Source organism: Chitinophagales bacterium (assembly GCA_020636535.1).
In the GTDB taxonomy this organism is placed as follows: Bacteria; Bacteroidota; Bacteroidia; order Chitinophagales; family JADIYW01; genus JADJSS01.
Map to the genome: position 1 here is coordinate 1011410 of JACJXT010000011.1, position 20344 is coordinate 1031753.

Below are 20344 nucleotides of genomic sequence, written 5' to 3' on the forward strand. Positions count from 1 at the left end.
CGATTTTTGGTTAGTTAGTCAATAGCTATTTGTTACTATGTTACTAGTCATTGGTTATTAATGCCATATAAAAAGCATCGCCGTTGTATTGATTAGGTAAAATACTTTTTGATTTTATTAGCTTAAACTGTTGATGTTGTTGTAAGAAGTGTTGCACTTGCATTTCGTTTTCTGAAGGTAAAATACTACAAGTAGCATAAATGATTTTTCCGTTTTCACTTAATAATTGTGCTGCTTGGTCTAGTAGCAAAGCTTGGTCTTCTATGCAATTGTTTATTTCTTCTAAACTTAATTTATATTTTAAATCGGCAACTCTTCTAAAAGTTCCAGTACCACTACAAGGTGCATCAATTAAAATAACATCATATGGTTTGTGTTTGATTATTTCATCAAATAAAATAGTTTGTACATTTCGAGCATTGGCCTGTTTAATTCTTTGTTGAAGTACCTCTAGTCTTTTATCATCAATATCGCTAGCAAAAATTTTACCTTTGTTTTTAAGCAATGCAGCTAGTTGTAGCGTTTTTCCACCTTTTCCTGCACACATATCTAAAATTGTTTCACTACGATTGACTTTATAGTAGTCTACTATTTTTTGTGAACCTATATCTTGAAATTCAAACAAACCGTTGTTGAAATATTTTGTATTTTTTAAATTGTTCTTACTAGTAATTTCTATACAATAATTTATATATTTACTAATAGTATGTTCTATATTTAAATTGGTTAATAGTTGAGATAATTCTGCTGTTGTAATTTTTATAGTATTGCTTCGTATGTAAGTTGTAGGTAATTGATTGAGTTGTTCTCCAATATTATACCAAGCATCGTTAAGTTCATTGAGGCAAATTTCGTGTAACCAATCTGGATAAGATTGTTCTATTTGCCAAGCTAAATGCGTATTTATAGTATGTAATTCATCAAAAGAAAAGTCAAAGAAATCTTCATTAAGAATGTTGTAGTGCTGTTTTAAATAGAGTGCAATTACTTTATTCCAATTAATTAAAACAGCATCGTCTTCGTTTTCGTAACCTAATGTATAGCTATATCTTCGCCAATATCTAACAATATCATATACTGTTTGAGCAATAAAAGCTCGGTCTTTAGCACCTAGTTTTTTATTGCTGATAAATTTTGGAATAGTTTTATCGGCTAATGCTTCATCAATAAAAATAGCTTGTAAGCAACTGATACATGCTTTAATATTACTTGAATATATTTTAATCGATTTCAAAAGGAAAGTATCAATTATTTTTTTTCTTATTCTTAATTTTATTGATTAGTCCTTTTTGCTCAGAAGTTTCGCTAGCATTGTTGTCTTCGTTGTTGTTTTCTCTATTGTAGACATCAACTGCTGGAATAACTTTGCTTTCTCCTTTAATTAGATTGACCATAACACCATTTTGATATTCTTCTTGTCGCTCTATATTGCCATTAGGTAAGTAGTAAGTCCAAATACCAGTTTTAATATTACACAGACCTCTTTCTTTCATGTTTTCCCAATTACCAGTGGTATTTTGTAGATATGCACCACTTACTTTTTTCTTGCCATCATCGTAAAACGATTCATAAAATCCACACAAACAAGTATGATACTGAAAAGAAGAAGATATTAAGTTATCATCAATATCATAAGTATTTAATAGACAAGGTTCGCAAGCATCAATAGCTCGCCAGAATTGTTTTAATTCTGTATATCTTTTATATGAAATTTGTTTATCATTTGCTCTGTAAGAAATTCCAAATGGTGTGTTGACTTCACTTAAATAAACATTATAAGTTCTTAATGTATCGGTTTTTAGAATGCCACTGCTAGTACTATTGTAAGTATAGTTATTTTGCATTGGTTGGACTTTAGTAATGTCTATCGTCTGAATTTCATCATTTTGTGCAAAAACAACTATAGTACTTAAAAGTAGTACCATTGAAAGAAAAATATTTTTCATACTATAAAAATTGAGTTTTGCTTTGGTTTAAACAAATCAATTCTTTAAACAATTGTTGATGAGTTGTAAGTGTATGATTTTTACTTTATTTTATTTAATATAAAAAAGAATTAATTGTGTGTTTATTGTTGGTATGTATTGGTTTGTATAAAAGATAATCACTTATCCAAAAAAGAGATAACCAACTAAAATAGCTCCAATTAGTCCTACGAAATCTGCAATTAAACCACAAGTAACAGCATATCTTGTTTCTTTGATGTTGACACTGCCAAAGTAAACTGCCAATACATAAAAAGTAGTTTCGGTAGAACCTTGAATAATAGATGCCAGCTTTCCTTGAAAACTATCTACACCATAAGTTTGCATTACATCTACCATTAAACCTCTTGCACCACTTCCACTTACTGTTTTCATTAATCCAATAGGTAGTGTTGGTACAAATCTATCATCTAAGCCAATAGCATTTACAGCGTAAGCAATGCCATCTACTATAAAATCTAAACAACCAGAAGCTCTAAATACTGCAATAGCTACCAAAATAGCGATAAGATATGGTATAATGGTTACAGAAGTTTTAAAACCATCTTTAGCACCTTCTACAAAACAATCGTATACATTTATTTTATTAATAAATCCAATAAATATAAATAGTATAATGATGCTAATAATAATAACACTTCCAATTAAACTAATCATGGTGCTCATTTCGTCTGCTGGAAACTGCTTCAACCAAAAGAATAAAGCAGCCATTAGTCCAGAAAAACCAAGTAAAAATAATAATATAGCTGGTTGTAATATTTTTATTTTTTGAAACCATGCTACGGCTAACATTCCAGAAACGAATGAAATAAAAGTGCCTATAAGTGTTGGAAGAAAAATATCGGCAGCATTAAAACCAACTAAACCTTGTTCTATTGCCATGGTTTGTCGAATAGCAATAACCGATGTTGGAATTAGTGTAATACCAGCAGTATTCAATACTAAAAACATAATCATAGCATTACTTGCTACTGCTTTATCTTTGTTGATACTTTGTAAATCTTGCATGGCTTTTAAACCTAATGGTGTAGCAGCATTGTCTAAACCTAGCATATTGGCAGAAAAATTCATGATGATACTACCATTTGCATCGTTGTCTTTTGGTATATCTGGAAAGAGTTTACTAAAAAACGGATTTACTAATTTGGCGAATACTTTAATTACGCCACCTTTTTCGCCAACACGCATCATGCCTAACCAAAATGCCATGATGCCTGTTAAACCTAATGCAATTTCAAAACCAAGTTTAGCACTATCGAACATTTGTGTCAATATAGTTGAAAAGATTTCGGTATCACCAAAAAGCATTTTGATGAATGCTACTACAAATCCTACTAGAAAAAATGCTATCCAAATATAGTTTAATATCATATGTATATTATTTGGTTTATTGACTGTTGTTTTGTTCTGCTAATCTATAAAATTCCTCTAGTTTATTTTCTAATAAATTTTTGTCAAATAATTCGGTTTGGTATTTAGCAACTAAAGTAGGCGATAAACTTCTATTTATGGAGTATTGTACAATTTTTTGGTCTTTACTTTTGCATAGAATAATACCAACACTTGGCTTTTCATGTTCTTTCTTTATGTCATTATCTAGTGCTTCGAGGTAGAATTCCACTTTTCCGAGATATTTAGGTTTATAGTCCGTAATTTTTAAATCTATAGCTACCAAACATTGTAAATCTCTGTGGTAGAATAGTAAATCAATAAAAAAATCCTTATTACCTACTTGTATTCTATATTCTTCACCTATAAAACTAAAGTCTTTTCCAAACTCAAGAATGAATTGTTTAAAGTTTTGGATTATTCCTTTACGCAAGTCTTTTTCTGAATGATTATTTGGTAAAGCAAGAAAGTCAAGTATATAATGTTCTTTAAAAATATTTTCAGTACTTGGGTGTATTGCTCTCAACGCTGGTGAGAGATTTGTATTAGTTGTTAAAACTCTTTCAAAAAGTCCACTATCAATTTGTCGTTCAAGTTCTCTTTTTGTTAGGTTGTCTTTGATTGATATTCTTAAATAAAATTCTTTTTCTTCATTAGATGTAGTTTTTGAAATAATGACTAAGTTATTACTCCAAGTAATTTCTCTCACCAATGGTGAGAGTTTTTCATTACTAGCATAAGTTTCATAAAACTGTTTCATTGCCAAAGATTTTGAGCAGAAAATCCACTAGTATTTGGTTCCGTTTCTTTTAAATATTCAGCAAGATTAGCAACTACACTTTTACCCCATTTTGAAGTTTTAACTTTTTGATGAATATATTTACCAATATTCCAATACAATTTAATAAGTTCTTTATTTAATGCTTTAAAAGATTGCTTTCTAGCTACTATGATTAAATTTCTAATTTCTTGAAAATGTACAGAAATATCCATATGTCAAAGATAGATAATTTGCTATGCAGAGATATACCTAAGCAACAAAAAATTAAAAAATGAATTTGTAATATAAATTGTTTCTATTTTGTATAGAAGTTTTTTATTTGTCAATTAATATTTACTTGGTTGTGTAGTAGTTACTGTTATTAATAAGTAGTTTATTTATCCTGAACTTTTTATGGTTGAATATTTGTCTTTCATATCCAAAAATCGTTTTTCAAAGTAATGGTACGAAATATAAGACAATATTATTGTTGTGGCAAAAACTGAAAAATAAACTAATATATAATTTAGTGCTACTGATTTGTATGAAATGACAATAATTTTTGACAAAAAAAATATAATTAAAGGATGTATTACATAAATTCCGTAAGAAATTTTTCCTATAAAATCAAAGAATGAAATATTCAGATTTACAATTCTATTACTTTTTTCAATTTGTCCAATAATTAAAAATACTGTTATCACTGATATTATTTCATTGTCTAAGAATGATACTAGATGAAATTTATTAATTGTAACCAAGAGAATGATTATCCAAGATATAAATTGAGTAAATAAATTGTTTGTTAGTTTTAGAAACAAAGTATTTTTTTCATAATACAAGATTGCTCCAATTGCTCCAATTAACATGCAGTGAAATCTTGTTACATGAATAATTTTATAAAATAAAGTTGATTCTCCATTTAATGTTTTAATTTCAATTACTCTTACTATTGTTTTTAAAGCTATTAAACCTATACAAATAATAGTCGTAATTTTCAAGATTGATTTTGATTTTTTAACAACCCAAGGCCAGAAAGAATAAAATTGTTCTTCGACACCTAATGACCAATAGTGTCCTAAAAAAGGAAGCATTCCACCAAAAATAAAAGGAATATTGGCTAAAAGAAATATATAATAAAAAATATATGTTTTGTCGTAAGGAATATCAAAGATGTATGTTGTAATTAATGTCAAGCCAAAATACAAATAATAAAGTGGCCAAATTCTTAGTATTCTTCTTATGTAGAAATTTTTAATATTAATTCCTCCTGATTCTTTTTCTTTTAAAAGTAAGTAGGTGATTAGAAAACCGCTTAAAGCAAAAAATATAGAAACACCAAAACCTGCTAGTAATGTAGCTTTAGGATTTCCGTCTGCATATTTTCCGAAAATAAACCGATTTAGCCCGAACTCATTTAACCCTGCTGTAGTATGGGAAAAAACAACTGCAAGTGCAGCTATTGCTCTTAGTCCATTTAATCCGCTAAAATGTACTCTATCTTTCATATTGAAACTTTTTACACTACCGCTAATATAATGACGGATTGTGAAGTTACGGAAAGCAAACGAAGTTTACAAGTAGCCTAATATTGTCAATATGCTTAGTTTATGAAGATCTTTGAGGTATCTTAAGTTGATGTATTCCTTCACCGCATACTCTGTAATATGCAAATATGAGAATTACAGAGCTATTCAATATTAAGCTACATATCTCTTGATATGAGCAACAACTACTGAGTCTAACTATTTTATATTTTTTGTTGTAAACCCTTTTTTATTTTTTCCGTTTAATGATTCTTTATCGGATTTATAATCAACCGTCAATAAATAATCTTTACAAAAGTTTTATATTTTCTATTGCCAAATCAAATCCAATATTTGGATTATCCTAATCATATAGTACAGTCTCAATTCGTTCTCCAATTTTTGACTCTGAATCTCATGTGAAATATTCAGAAGTAAGTAATAAGAACGCAACTATATATAATATGTTCATGTGTTAGTAAATTATTCTATATAAATATATGATATTATATTTATATTTTTTCAATGTGTTGATGTTTTTTTCTCAAGTTTGACACGATATTGAGTTAATTAATTGATTATCAACAATAGTGTTATTGGATTGGCTCACTACAAATTGGATTTTATAGTGTTAGTTTGTCTTTTGGAATGATGGGTTGTAATGGCATTAAACCTATTGCTCTTTGAAGTGCAATTTCGTTTTCTGTTGGTCTTGAACGTACATAGATTTGCTCTTTATTGTGTTGTAACAAGCTTACTTGCATTTTATTTAGCGTAGTTCTTAGCGTATTCTCTGTGAGTTTTAGTCCGCTTTTATTGGTTCTTTGTAGTGTGTAGTTTAATAGTGTATAAGCGATATAGCATAAACAAATATGTCCTTTAATTCGTTTGTCTGTCCAATGAAACATGGGTCTTATTTCTAAGTGTGCTTTAAAGGTTCTAAAGGTGTGTTCTATTTTATAAAGTTGTTTGTATTGTTCTAATACTTGTGTTGCTGTAAGGGTTTTGTTGTTGGTGCTAATAGCCAAAATGCCATCGTACTTTGCATCGTTTATTAGTTTTTGTTCATTCAGTTCATAGCTGCCTTTTGGGTTTTGTTGTATATAAAACCTACTTGCTTTTTTGGTAATTAGAGCTGTATTTTTTAATAGTATTTTAGCTGTAGCTTCTTTGTCTTCTCTATCTTGTTTGTCTTTTTTTGCTCGTTTTTGGCTGTGTGTTACGATGATTGTTTTACCATCGTGTTCTACGGTTTTATATGTAATTACAATGGCTTCGCCAGTTGTATCATGGTATATCCATTGTTTGGTAAAAGAAGCTAAATCGGTAAGCTCGGTTTGTAATGTTTTAGGTAAACTTTTGATGCGTTCGCCAAGTATAAATTCGTAGCCATTGTTTTTGGTAATTTCGATGTTATGTTTCGATAACATACCTCTATCTGCTACCATAATTATTTTTTCTATTTGATATTGTTTTTTTAAATCGATTAATGCTTTTTCAAAAGTATGTCCTTCGTAGGTATTGCCTTCAAAAATTTGATAACCAATCGGATTTTTATCAGTATCTATGAGCATACAAAACAAGATTTGTGTGTTTCCTATTTTGCCATCTTTACTAAATCCTTTTTGCCTAAGTTTGCCTTGTTGTTCTACTTCACTTTCAAAATACAAAGTGGTTACATCATAAAATACAACATCCAATTTTTGATTAAATAAATCTCTGCCTGTTTGGAAAATTTGTTGTTGAATGAGCGATTGATTGTCGGCTAATTTATCTAAAGTTCGATACAAGTGATGTAGCGAAACAGTAGGCAAATTAAGATATTCCGACTGATGTAGATAATTTTGATGTTTACTACACGGATCTTGTAATCGCTCTAAAAGCATCAACAAAACAGCATCCGAAAAATTAAATTGTAGTTTGTTTTTTGAGGCTATTCTGCGAAACACATCTTGCAAACCATAATGCTGTAATACTTTTTGGTAGAGGTATTGATAGCCATAATTGTATCTGCCTAATTCTAACAAATCGCCAGTTAGCAATGCCTTTACTTCGCCACCACCTAACTCAAATAATTGGATACCGATGGCTCGCAATTGGGCTGGTTTATAATCTTCTACTTTGCCAAGTGTGTGTAATATTTTGTGCTTTGATTTGCCCTCATCATTTCGATAGCTTTCTAAGATACGCAAATACGTGCCTGATGATTTTTTCTCTATCCGCAAAAATGACATACTGCAAAAATAGAGCGGATAAACTAATTATAAAAGCAACCAAAAAAAAATCGGCTCACTACAAATTTGAAAAAATAAAAACAAAACTCAATAAAATAAGGCGTTCTCAGTCATATTTTATGAAAAGGTGTCAAACTCGAGTGAGTCTAACTATTTTATATTTTTTGTTGTAAACCCTTTTTTATTTTTTCCGTTTAATGATTCTTTATCGGATTTATAATCAACCGTCAATAAATAATCTTTACAAAAGTTTTATATTTTCTATTGCCAAATCAAATCCAATATTTGGATTATCCTAATCATATAGTACAGTCTCAATTCGTTCTCCAATTTTTGACTCTGAATCTCATGTGAAATATTCAGAAGTAAGTAATAAGAACGCAACTATATATAATATGTTCATGTGTTAGTAAATTATTCTATATAAATATATGATATTATATTTATATTTTTTCAATGTGTTGATGTTTTTTTGATAGGAATTATTTCGCTACACTGCGTTTTCTTCAATATGACAATCTATTAATAGATGACTTCGTCGTACCTCTTCGTTATGACGACTCTTACTGTCTTGATATGACGACTAGACTTTATTGGGCATTCGTACTAAGTTACTGGTACCTTTGGCTATGACTTTGTTGTTTAATAGTAGTTTGGCTTTGGTATTGGCAACTGTTTTTCCGTTTTTAACAACTTCGCCAATACCTATAATGATATCATTTTCTCTAGCTGCTGATAAAAAATCTACATTTAAGTTGATAGTTGCAAAAGGATTTTCGTTGTTCATCGTAAATAAAGCAGCACCCATTAATTCGTCTAACATTGTTGACATAATGCCACCATGTAAAATGCCATTTGGATTGAGTAGATTTTTGGTTATGGTAAACTGAATGGTTAAATGACCTTCTTCTACTGCTAAGACTTCGCCATTCAATAGTTTTATAATTGGATATTTGTCTTGCCAAATGGTATTGCCTATTACGCTCTTAAATAATTGTACTCTTGGATTATTAGACATGATTTATTGATTCTTTGCATCGTAGTTTTTAATATAAATATCTCTTTGTGGAAATGGAAAAGTGATATTATGCGTTTTGAATTTTCGCCAGATTAAAAAACGCAATTCGCCTTTAATTTGTTCGATAGAAAAAATGTTATAAGTCCAAAAGTGTACTTCAAACACAATAGAGCTGTCTGCAAAATCGGCAACTCTTACAAAGTTTTTGTACTTCTCTTGGTTTTTTAAAATTCCTGAAACTTCAACCAAACAATCTTCTAGTACTTTTTTAGCTTTTTCTAAATCAGTTTCGTAAGCAACACCAACCGAAACTTTAAATCGAGATGCTTTTAAATCGTGACTCCAATTAATTACATTATCTGAAGTTAGTTTATGGTTAGGTACTATGATGTTAATACCATCAATAGTAATTAATTTTGAAGTTCTTAGTCCAATGCTTTGTACTTTTCCTATAATATCGTTCACTTCCATAATATCGTCTACTTTAATACTTCTGTCGAAAAGTAGTACAATGCCAGAAACGAAATCTTGAAAAACTTGTTGTAAACCTAAACCCAAACCTACTAATAAGGCAGTAGAACCTGCTAGTAAAATGGTAATGTTGATACCTAGAGATTGTAGTGAAAAAATGATAGCTAAAATCCAAAAGAAATACTTAATTAAACTAGCTATACTTTTTTTAGAACCAAAATCTAATTTATTTTGTTTAACTCTTTGTCCAAGTATCCAATAGATTAATCGATATAAACCATAAAAAAAAGCAATGATAATGGAAATAGCTATCAATCTTGAAACTGTTAAGTCGTAATTCTTAATTGAAATCAAAGAATAATCTAAAAACTTATCTATTCTCATAAATTATATTTTTAATTTAATACCAAATTGATTTATAAAGCAGACTTGTTTTTCGAACTTGTTTCGGAATCTGTTTTTAGAAGATTCTGAAATAAATTCAGAATGAGTTATATATAATGTTGGTCTATTTTCAATATCACATTTGTTATAAAACAAAATAAAGCAAAAAATCGTTATTCTAAACTTTAGAAGGCAATCTTTTTATAATTTTTACAATAGATTAATAGATGCATTGTTTATTCATCGCAGCGTTTCTTTCAGAAGACGATGCTTGGAAGTAAAGCTCGTCATTCCAAAAAATTTCGTAGTACTACGAATAAATTTATTTGGAATCTTGTTGCTAAATAGATTCCAAATCAAGTTTGGAATGACGCACAGTTGTATCATTCAGATAAAATAAAATCTATGGTTTTTCTTTCCATATCTACTTTATCTAAAATCACCGAAATGGCATCACCTAAATTATACGATTTATCTCCTTTCTTATTCACCATTCTCATATATTTTTCGTCGTAGCTATAATAATCGTCAGTTAGATTTTCAGTTCGTAGTAAACCTTCGCAATTGTATGCTGGTAGTTCTACATAAATTCCCCAACTTTTTACACCAGAAATAACTCCATTAAATTGTTCTCCAATTCTATCCAACATGTATTCTGCCATTTTATATTTAACTGAAGCTCTTTCAGCTTCGGTAGCTGCTTTTTCTCTTTCGCTACTGTGTTTACATTGGTAATCGACTTCAGATATAGGTGGTAATTTTTTATTGTTTAATAATTTATATAATAGACGATGCACCATTACATCTGGATAACGACGAATTGGTGATGTAAAGTGTGTATAAAAATCAAATCCTAAACCAAAATGACCAATATTTTTTGTGCTATAAATTGCTTTTGCCATGCTTCTAATAGCTAGAGATTCCAACAAATTTTGTTCTGGTTTTCCTTGAATTTCGTTCAGCAATTTATTCAATGCATTTTTAATTTGCTTAGGATTATCTAAACTTAATTTATAACCTAATTTTTTAGCAAACAATGCAAAATCGTTGAGTTTATCCATGTCTGGTTTGTCATGAACTCTATATACCATTGGCACCTTTCCATTTTCATTGCGTTCAAATCCCATAAATCTTGCAACATATTTATTAGCTAATAACATATATTCTTCAATCAACATATGAGCTTCTTTTCGTTCTTTTACAAAAACGCCAATAGGTTTTCCGTTTTCATCTAATTTAAACTTAGTTTCTGGTTGGTCGAAATTAATCGCACCATCTTTAAACCGTTGACTTCTAATAATCTTTGCAATGTTATTGAGTGTAGTAATCTCTTGATTAAAATCGCCTGTATTGGTTTCAATAACTTCTTGAGCTTCTTCGTACGAAAATCTTCTATTAGAATGAATGATAGTTTTTCCATACCAAGCATCTAGAACTTTGCCATTGGTTTGTAGTTTAAACACAGCAGCAAAACACAATTTATCTTCATTTGGTCGCAAAGAACAAATAATATTAGACAAGCGTTCTGGAAACATCGGTGCCACTCTATCTACCAAATACACAGAAGTAGCTCTTTTAAATGCTTCTTTATCTAAATTACTGCCTTCTTTTACATAGTGTTCAACATCTGCAATGTGTACACCAACTTCTACTGTGTTTTCGTCAATAACTCTAAATGAAATAGCATCATCAAAATCTTTGGCATCAACTGGATCTATGGTAAATGTAGTGATATTTCTAAAATCTTTTCGTTGAGCAATTTCGGTTTCGTTTATATCAATATTAAGTGCATCGACTTCATCGTGAACTGGTTTTGGAAAGCTGGTAAAAAATCCATTTTCAATTAAAATAGACTTCATTTCTACATCGTTGTTTCCTGCATTGCCAATGATTTCAATAATTTTTGCTGTTGGATTTTTGTCTTTTGCTCTCCATTCTGTAAACTCAACAACAACTTTGTCTTCGTGATTGACAGTTATATCTTTCGATTTAAAGTTAGGTACAAAAAAGTGCGTTTTTATCGCTGGATTATCTGGAACAATAAAAATTAAGTCGTTTTGTTTATCAACTACGCCAATAAATTGTGTTCTGTTTCTTTTAATCACATTAGTTACAATAGCTTCTTTTCTGTTTGATTTCGGATTATTCAATCGCATAATGGCAACTGTATCACCATCAAAAGCTTTGCCTGTATTTTTTTGTTTGATGAAAAAATCTTTTGCAACACCATCTACTACTACAAAAGCATCACCACTTCTAACTATTTCTATGGTACCTTGTAGTTCATTACCAACTACAAATACTTCATGATTTTTCTTAGATTTCGACTTTGATTGGTCTCTTTTTTTATTGTTTTGTTTATCAACGCTTCGTTTATTCTTTCGCTTCATAATAGCTCAAAGATAGTTAATAAAAATCCATTTTACATTAAGTTTATGATTGTAAAAGCTTTATGTTTATTTTTGAGTTTTTAATGATTATGCTAAATACAACTTTTCTCGATAAATTATTGCTTAAACTTAAAAGTGGCGATGCTCGTTCTATTCATTTGAACGCTTTACCAGGAAACTATGCTAGGTTAGATATTTATGATTTGGTGAATATTGAACAAAGTCTGCATTTAAAGTTTTTAGAGTTATTGCTTACACAAAGAAATTTTAAATTTGAAATTACTGTTGATAATAAAGCTTTATCGAACAAAAGTGAAGATGAAAAAAATATCATCAAGAAATTAATTAAGAAATTAAATTATATATATTATCAAGAGCAAGATGAATTAGCAGAACATGGTTATCATTCGTTTGGATTTGGTTATCCATTATTGCTAAAAAGAGATAGTCAGAAACCAGATAAAATTATAAAAGCTCCTTTATTTATTTGGTATTTACAAATTGAACGCTCTAATAGTAAACAAAATACTTGGATTATTTCTCGTGATGAAAATCATCCTTTAATTTTTAATGAGCCATTAAAATCGTACTTAGAAAGTAATGAGCAAATTAAAGTTGCAGACACTACAGATTTTGTAGAAGAAGAAATGATTAGCGAAACACAGTTGCTACAATTTTGCGAAAATTTGTTGTTGCAACTCAACACTAAGAATGAGTTAAGCAAAGATATTGCTACGATTTTACCTTGTACCAACAAAGAAGCGATTGAAATTTTATCGAAAGAACATCCTTGGATTCGTTTTTCTGGTGTGTTTGGTTTATACAAAACTCAAAAGCAAAGTATTATTGCAGATGTAGAACAACTAATTCAAAAAATAAATAATAATGATTTACCTATAAATGATACACTACACTATGAAGATGCAGAATCGTTAACGCCAATTGTTTTAGATCCATCGCAAGAAAATATCATCAATCAACTAAAAGAACACAACGAAATTATTATTCAAGGACCACCAGGAACTGGAAAATCGCAAACGCTTACTGCAATTATTACCAATGCATTGTACAATCAAAAGAAAGTTTTGGTAGTCTGCGAAAAGAAAACAGCACTAGAAGTATTGTACAATAATTTACAAGCCATTGGTTTAGAACAATTAGCAGTAATGATTGAAGATGTTTATACTGACAGAAAAAATATTGTACAAATTGTTAGAGATAAGATTGAAAATGAATTAGAAATTACAAAATACAGACAAAACGAATTTGAAGATACAAAATATAATTTTATTATACAGAAAGAAGAAATCAATCATAGAATAAATATTGTAAACGAAACTTATTTTGGTGATGATACTATGATAGAATTATTGAGTTTGTACTACGATTTAATAGCACAAGAACAAACAAAATCTACCGTTTATCAATTGCTAAAAAATGTAGCGAAACAAAATTTTGATTTCAACTACGAGGAATACAAAACCATACTAAGAGAAATTGACAGTATAAAAGAACTTAGCAATACAGTTACAAATTCAGAGCAATGGAATACAATTTTAAATAACAAACAAATTACACAATACGACAGTAATACTATTATAAATAGCATTCAAAAATGCAATTATAATTTGAATACTATAAAAAATAATATTAATCAATACAAGAATAATAGTGCATTTACAGTTCAAAAAGGATTTAAAAAATGGTTGAATCAATTCTTGTCTTTATTTTCAGCAGAAAAGAAAAATGCCATTCAAGCAAAAAATAAAACTATTGAAGCATTTGAAGAAATCAATCAAACAATCAATCAATATAAAATATTTAATTACACTATAAGTAATACTATTGAAGATAATATTTTAGCAATCAACAATGATGCAACAACACTTTCAGAACAATGCCAATGGATGCTAAACAATCAGGAACAATTAGATACTTATTTACAATGGCAAACGGTTTTATCAAAAAATAAATATCATGCTTTGTACGAAGCCATGCATCAATTAAACATCAACGATTGGACAAACACTTTTAAAGCGTGGTATTATCATCAAGTGTTGCAAAATTTTATATTAGATAATAAATTAGATGATAAAAGTACCGACATCATTCATCAATTGCAACAAAATGATGAAACACTTAAAAAACGATTAGCTAAAAAAATATTAGCTACTTGGCAAGAGTTACAACAACAATTAATTGCTACGAAAGACCTTGCTCAATTAAAATATTTATACAATCAAAGAAAAAACAAGCAGTACAACAGCAAAAATTCACTACGAAAAATTGTACACGATGATGTCGATTTCTTCACCACAATATTTCCAGTAGTACTAGTCAATCCAAGTGTAGCTGCATCAATAATTCCTTTAGAATATAATTTATTCGATTTTATTATATTAGATGAAGCATCTCAATTAAAAGTAGAAGAAACTTATGCTACACTATTGCGTGGAAAAACTAAAATTATTTCTGGCGACAAACATCAAATGCCACCAAGTTCTTATTTTGGTAATGCTGTTGTTATTTATGAAGAAGAAAACGACGATGAAAACGAAAGCTTTTTAGCAGATAGTCAGTCTTTATTAGAATATGCAGAAGATACAGGCTATCAAAGTCATACTTTAGATTTTCACTATCGTTCACAACACCATCATTTGATTGAATTTTCCAATACAGCGTTCTATCAGTCTAAATTAATTCCATTGCCACCAAAAAAAGACTATCAAGCAATAACATTTCATGCAATCAACGGTGTGTATCAAAATGGAATTAACGAAGCTGAAGCTAAAGCTATTGTTACTACTATATTTGATTTAGCCAATACAACTACTACACCAAGTATTGGAATTGCTACATTTAATATACATCAAAGAAACTTAATTTTAGATTTAATCTATGAAACTGCTACACAAGATGAAGCTAATGCTAAAAAACTAGAATTATTATTAGCCAACGGACTCTTTGTAAAAAACTTAGAAAATATACAAGGTGATGAAAGAGACATCTTATTAATTTCTACTACATTTGGTTTAACTGAAGAAGGCAAATTCCGTCAAAATTTTGGACCACTTACACAAGAAAAAGGATATAAACTACTCAATGTAATTATTACAAGAGCAAAAAAAACCATTCAAATATTTAGTTCTATTCCAGAACAATTTATTGCTAATTATCCAACAGCTATTCAAGAAAAAGGAAATACAGGCAAAGGTATTTTTTATGCTTATTTGGCTTTTGTAAAAGCAATTAGTCAACAAAACGAAGCACAAAAACAATTGGTTTTAAATACGATTGCTCAAGAAAGAGAAAGTAAGAATAATGTAATAAATAATAATTATTCTAACTATATAGATATAATAATCAAAACTAATAATACGAATAACTTCACTCAAAATTATCAATTAGGTGGATATACTTTGCCTTTGGTGAATAACTCAGAAAATAGTTTAACAGAGTATAGTTTTGAAAATTCATTTTTATATAAACATCAATTAAGTTATAGGTATAAGTTACATCTACAAAAAATACTACAGAACTATAATATTAATACTAATTATATTTGGTTTTACGACTTATGGCAACAAATTAATTAATTCATTTATCAACTTAGGTTAATTTTCAAATTAGTTAATTGTTTAATTAATAAATTTCAAATGGCTTATCTTAAGTAAATTAATCATTGAAATATTTGTTAAAAAGCTTATTTGTATTGTAAATCATTTTCTTTATCACTATATTTGGTTAGTTGTTAATCATTAACCTTTTATCATGAAAAAAAATAGTTTGGGTAGAAGAAAATTTTTGGGTCTTTCAGCAATTGCAACAGCTACAGCAATGGGTGGTACAACATTTACACTAAGTAGTTGTTCTAAAGAAGACGATTTAAAAGCCAATCCATACGAAACCGAAGCATTAGTTATTGGTTCTGGTTTTGGTGGTTCGGTTGCTGCGTTGCGTTTAGGCGAAGCTGGTATCAAAACTACTATGTTAGAAATGGGTAAGTTCTACGATTCAACAGTTTCTAACAAAGCATTTTCTCCTGCTTTTTTTCCAGATACTAGAGCCACTTGGTTAAAAACAGGTACATTCGAAATGCCTTTAGGTCCAGATTTTCCTTTGAGTGGCAATAAATTTGTAGGCGTTTTAGACAGAAATAAAGCTTCTGCTAATGGCGATATGGATATTTATAGAGGTACTTGTTTAGGTGGAGGTTCTGTGGTTTATGGTGGTATGTTGCCAAAGCCAAGAGTAGAGCTTTGGTCTAAACATTTTCCAGATATAGAATATAGTGAGATGGAAGCGAAATGGTATCCAAAAGTGCATAGCATGATTGATATTTCTACTGTTCCAGAAAATATTTTAAATTCAGAATTTTATCAATACTCGAGAGTTGGTTTGGAGCATTGCGAAAATGCTGGTATGGAAAAAGTAATGTTGCCTTGTGGTTTTGATTTTGGCATTGTAAATGAAGAATTGTCTGGTCAAATTTCTAAATCTGTACTGAATAGTGAAATGATTTTTGGTGTGAATAGTGGTTGTAAAAATAGTTTAGATAAAAACTATATTCCAGCTGCAATTGGTACTGGAAATGTTACAGTAGAAACATTGCATCGTGTAGAAAGCGTTAGAAAACTGAGTGATAAATATGCAGTAGAAGTAGCTCAGATTGATGAAAGTGGCAATGCCATTAAATATAAAACTTATACTTGTAAATATTTATTTGTTAATGCAGGTGTAGTAGGTACAATGAATATTTTACTTAAAGCTAAATATGATGGTGGTTTGGCTAACTTAAATGAACATGTTGGACAAGCTTGGGGAAATAATGGCAATACGATGGCAATGCGTAGTAACTTAAACGACGATACTGGTGGCAAACAAGGTGCAATTCCTGTTTCTGGTTATGGCGATTTAAATAATCCAATTGCTCCATTGCTAGCAGAACAAGCACCATTTCCATTAGGTTTAGAGCTAAAATCTTTGTTGATGTTAGCTATTGTTGATAATCCTGAAAGAGGTTATTGGCAATACAATCCACAGAAACAAAAAGCTGAGTTAATTTGGAATAAAGAACAACACCAATTGAGTATTGATGCGATGAAAAACTTTGTAGCAAGATTAAATGCTGCTAATGGTGGAGAAATCAATACACTATTGGTTAAGAACAATGGATATACTTCTAACTTTACTTATCATCCATTAGGTGGTGCAGTTAGAAACCTAGCATCTGATGCTTATGGCAGACTTCATGGCTACGACAATTTATATTGTATTGATGGTAGTATGATGCCTGGATTTTCTTGTTGTGCTAATCCAGCATTAACTATAGCAGCACTAGCAGAACGAAGCATGGAAAAAATAATAGCAGAAGATTTTTAGATTAGTCATTTGTAGTTTGAGTCATCTGTCATTAGCAGAACATTGCAGTATAAAATAATATATTCTAAAAAATAGCGTAGCTATTTAACCTAATTAGAAAAAGAAAAATAGTAAATAATACTGCGTAGCAGTATAACCTTTTGTTGCTATAATAGAATCATTTTACAATAAAAAATCTCAATACAATGTCTAAGCTAAGTCGTAGAAAGTTTTTAGGATACACAGCACTTACCACTGCTGCACTTGCAGAAATGACGACCATTAGTTTAAGTGGTTGTACCAAAGAAAACTATCAACAAGAAGCACATTATAAAGCAATTGTTATTGGTTCTGGTTTTGGTGGAAGCGTTGCTGCACTACGATTAACAGAAAAAGGAATTCCTACACTTTTGCTAGAAATGGGAAAATTCTACGATACTACTACTAGCAACAATACTTTTTCTCCTACATTACCACCAGACAATCGCTCTACTTGGTTAGAAAATAATACCGAATTGCCATTTGGATTGAATTTGCCTATTGGCAATAAATTCGTAGGTGTATTAGATAAAGTTACTTATCCTAACATGGCTATTTATAGAAATATATGCTTAGGTGGTGGCTCTATTTCTAATGGTGGTGTATTACTCGCTCCAAATGAATATTATTTTAATCGATATATTTCTACAGAAATTAATTATCAAGAGTTAGCTGCTAAATATATTCCACTAGCCAAACAAATGTTTAGTGCCAATGTAATGCCTGATGATTTATTTAATTCATCGTACTACCAATTTGCACAAGTAGCAAAAAAACACGCTTTAAAATCTGGATTTGATATTAGTCATGCACATTCATTCTACAATTTTGATATATGGCGACAAGAAATGAATGGCACAATTCAAAAATCGGCATTAAAAGGAGAGTTGTTGTATGGTAATAATAATGGTATTAAAAATTCACTCGATAAAAACTATTTATCACTAGCATTAGCAACTTCACAACTTACTATAAAAACACTTAGAAAAGTGTATGATATTAATTATAAAGATGAATTATATATTATTACGGTTCAGCAAATAGATGAACAAGGCACTGTTGTACAACACGAACAATATACTTCAGAATATTTGTTTATTTGTGCAGGAAGTGTAGGAAGTTCTGAACTATTGCTTCAAGCAAAACACAAAAATCGTTTGCCTAACCTAAACGATGAAGTTGGCAGAAATTGGGGTTCTAATGGTAATACATTTGCCATTAGAGGAAAACTGAACGAAGCAACAGGCAATATGCACAGCTCACCACCAACATTATCTGTTTACGATTTTAATAATCCATATACACCATTGGCAGCTATGCAAGATATATTTCCAATAGGCATCGATTTAAAATCTTTGTTGATGGTAGGACAACCTTTTGTAGAGAGTCGTGGACATTTTGAAGTGATTAATAACCAAGTGCAATTAAACTGGAGTAGCAATGCAATGGAACAAGGCAAATTGGCAATGGAGCATTTTATTAACAAACTTAACACAGATAATGGTGGCGAAATAGATACCAATTTTATAAAAGAAGGTGTTTCTACTAATTTTACTTATCATCCATTAGGTGGTGTGGTGCTAGGAAAAGCATCCGATTGGTATGGCCGATTAAACGGTTATAAAAAACTATATGCAATAGACGGAAGTATGTTACCAGGCAATAGTGCTATGGTTAATCCAACACTGCTCATTACAGCACTAGCAGAACGAAACATGGAAAAAATATTAGCAGAAGATTTTTAGATTAGTCATTTGTAGTTTAAGTCATCTCTCATTAGCAGACATTGTCCGTCCCTGTCTGTCCCTAAATAGAGTTGACCGTTTTGGTTAAAAAAATATTGTTTTTTGTTTGATAAAATGTGAGACTTCTGTCTACCACAGGTAAACTTCGCTAATGCTCAGAGTGAACCCTCTTGGGTAATCGTCTATACTGAGTGAGGTACGAGCGAAGTATCTCTGTGATACAAATGAGAGACTCCTCGCTACACTCTGTTTCGCTCAGAGTGACGGCTGGTTTAAAAGAACGCTTTATAGTATAAAACAGTCATGAATACCAATACTATTGTGTGTGGTTTCCTGTGTTTTATATTATTTGATAACAAATACAATGTAGAAAATATTAAAATATATTATATTGATATTTGCTTTAATTATAAATATTTTTCATTTAGTTATTAATAGAATAAATATTTTTGTGTTAGGAAGTAGGTTTTTATATTAGGTATTAAAAAATAAAGTTTGTTAATCTTAAGCATTTTGAGAGTAAAATCTTTTACATCTTAAATATTTACTATAAATTTAAACATGAAAAAAATTGCAGTATTTCCTGGTTCATATGATCCAATTACGCTTGGTCATGTTGATGTTGTAAAAAGAGCATTACCTTTATTTGATGAAATTATAATTGCTATTGGAATTAATACTAGAAAAACCTATTTATTTTCACTAGAACAAAGAATGGACTGGATTAAAAAAACTTTTGAAGATGAACCTAAAGTAAGTGTAGAATCGTACACAGGACTTACCGTAAATTATTGTAAGAATAAAGGTGCTGATTACATTATCAGAGGTATTCGTTCGTCGGCAGATTTTGAATATGAAAAGACCATAGCACAACTCAATCAAATGATGGAAAGTAATATAGAAACACTATTAATTTTATCATCGCCAGAGTTGTCTGCTATTTCATCAACCATAGTTAGAGAAATTATAATTGGCAAAGGTGATACTAGTAAATTTCTTCCTAAAACAATTATTATTCCACAAGTGTAGTAAAATTATTTGC

The 20344-nt window shown here is 29.9% G+C and carries 12 protein-coding genes and 1 pseudogene; 4 read left to right on the top strand and 9 right to left on the bottom strand.

The window, feature by feature from the left end; all coding sequences use genetic code 11:
• Positions 1-43 precede the first annotated feature (43 nt).
• From H6553_04715 to rnr, 9 genes and pseudogenes are all read right to left on the bottom strand, one after another.
• Positions 44-1234 (bottom strand): RsmB/NOP family class I SAM-dependent RNA methyltransferase, encoded by a 1191-nt coding sequence (locus tag H6553_04715; GenBank protein ID MCB9033118.1) that lies wholly within the window; start codon positions 1232-1234, stop codon positions 44-46.
• Positions 1235-1244: 10 nt separating this feature from the next.
• Entirely contained in the window at positions 1245-1946 is a 702-nt protein-coding gene (locus H6553_04720; protein ID MCB9033119.1) for a hypothetical protein, read from the bottom strand.
• A 162-nt stretch (positions 1947-2108) separates the two neighbouring features.
• Complete coding sequence (locus H6553_04725) at positions 2109-3356, bottom strand: spore maturation protein (GenBank protein MCB9033120.1); 1248 nt, start codon at positions 3354-3356, stop codon at positions 2109-2111.
• 16 nt (positions 3357-3372) lie between these two features.
• Positions 3373-4367: pseudogene (locus tag H6553_04730) on the bottom strand (DUF1016 domain-containing protein).
• A gap of 165 nt (positions 4368-4532) precedes the next feature.
• Positions 4533-5642: an acyltransferase gene (locus tag H6553_04735; protein MCB9033121.1), complete on the bottom strand. Its 1110-nt coding sequence runs from the start codon at positions 5640-5642 to the stop codon at positions 4533-4535.
• A 641-nt stretch (positions 5643-6283) separates the two neighbouring features.
• On the bottom strand, positions 6284-7894 hold the full coding sequence (locus tag H6553_04740) for an IS1634 family transposase (GenBank protein ID MCB9033122.1): 1611 nt from the start codon (positions 7892-7894) through the stop codon (positions 6284-6286).
• Positions 7895-8477: 583 nt separating this feature from the next.
• Positions 8478-8912 carry a PaaI family thioesterase gene (locus H6553_04745; GenBank protein ID MCB9033123.1) on the bottom strand — a complete coding sequence of 145 codons (435 nt, stop codon included), beginning with the start codon at positions 8910-8912 and terminating at the stop codon, positions 8478-8480.
• Positions 8913-8915: 3 nt separating this feature from the next.
• Positions 8916-9767 carry a mechanosensitive ion channel gene (locus H6553_04750; GenBank protein MCB9033124.1) on the bottom strand — a complete coding sequence of 284 codons (852 nt, stop codon included), beginning with the start codon at positions 9765-9767 and terminating at the stop codon, positions 8916-8918.
• A gap of 383 nt (positions 9768-10150) precedes the next feature.
• Entirely contained in the window at positions 10151-12157 is a 2007-nt protein-coding gene (rnr, locus tag H6553_04755; protein ID MCB9033125.1) for a ribonuclease R, read from the bottom strand.
• An 89-nt stretch (positions 12158-12246) separates the two neighbouring features.
• Between rnr and H6553_04760 the strand changes: the two genes are divergently transcribed.
• The 4 genes from H6553_04760 to coaD all read left to right on the top strand — a co-directional run bounded on the left by H6553_04760 (position 12247) and on the right by coaD (position 20331).
• Entirely contained in the window at positions 12247-15753 is a 3507-nt protein-coding gene (locus H6553_04760; protein MCB9033126.1) for a DUF4011 domain-containing protein, read from the top strand.
• Positions 15754-15928: 175 nt separating this feature from the next.
• Positions 15929-17539 carry a GMC family oxidoreductase gene (locus H6553_04765; GenBank protein ID MCB9033127.1) on the top strand — a complete coding sequence of 537 codons (1611 nt, stop codon included), beginning with the start codon at positions 15929-15931 and terminating at the stop codon, positions 17537-17539.
• A 185-nt stretch (positions 17540-17724) separates the two neighbouring features.
• Positions 17725-19302, top strand: coding sequence for a GMC family oxidoreductase (locus H6553_04770; protein MCB9033128.1), 1578 nt, complete (start codon positions 17725-17727; stop codon positions 19300-19302).
• A 561-nt stretch (positions 19303-19863) separates the two neighbouring features.
• The gene (coaD, locus tag H6553_04775; GenBank protein MCB9033129.1) at positions 19864-20331 is read left to right on the top strand and encodes a pantetheine-phosphate adenylyltransferase; all 468 of its coding nucleotides are present in this window, start codon (positions 19864-19866) and stop codon (positions 20329-20331) included.
• The last annotated feature ends 13 nt before the right edge of the window (positions 20332-20344 follow it).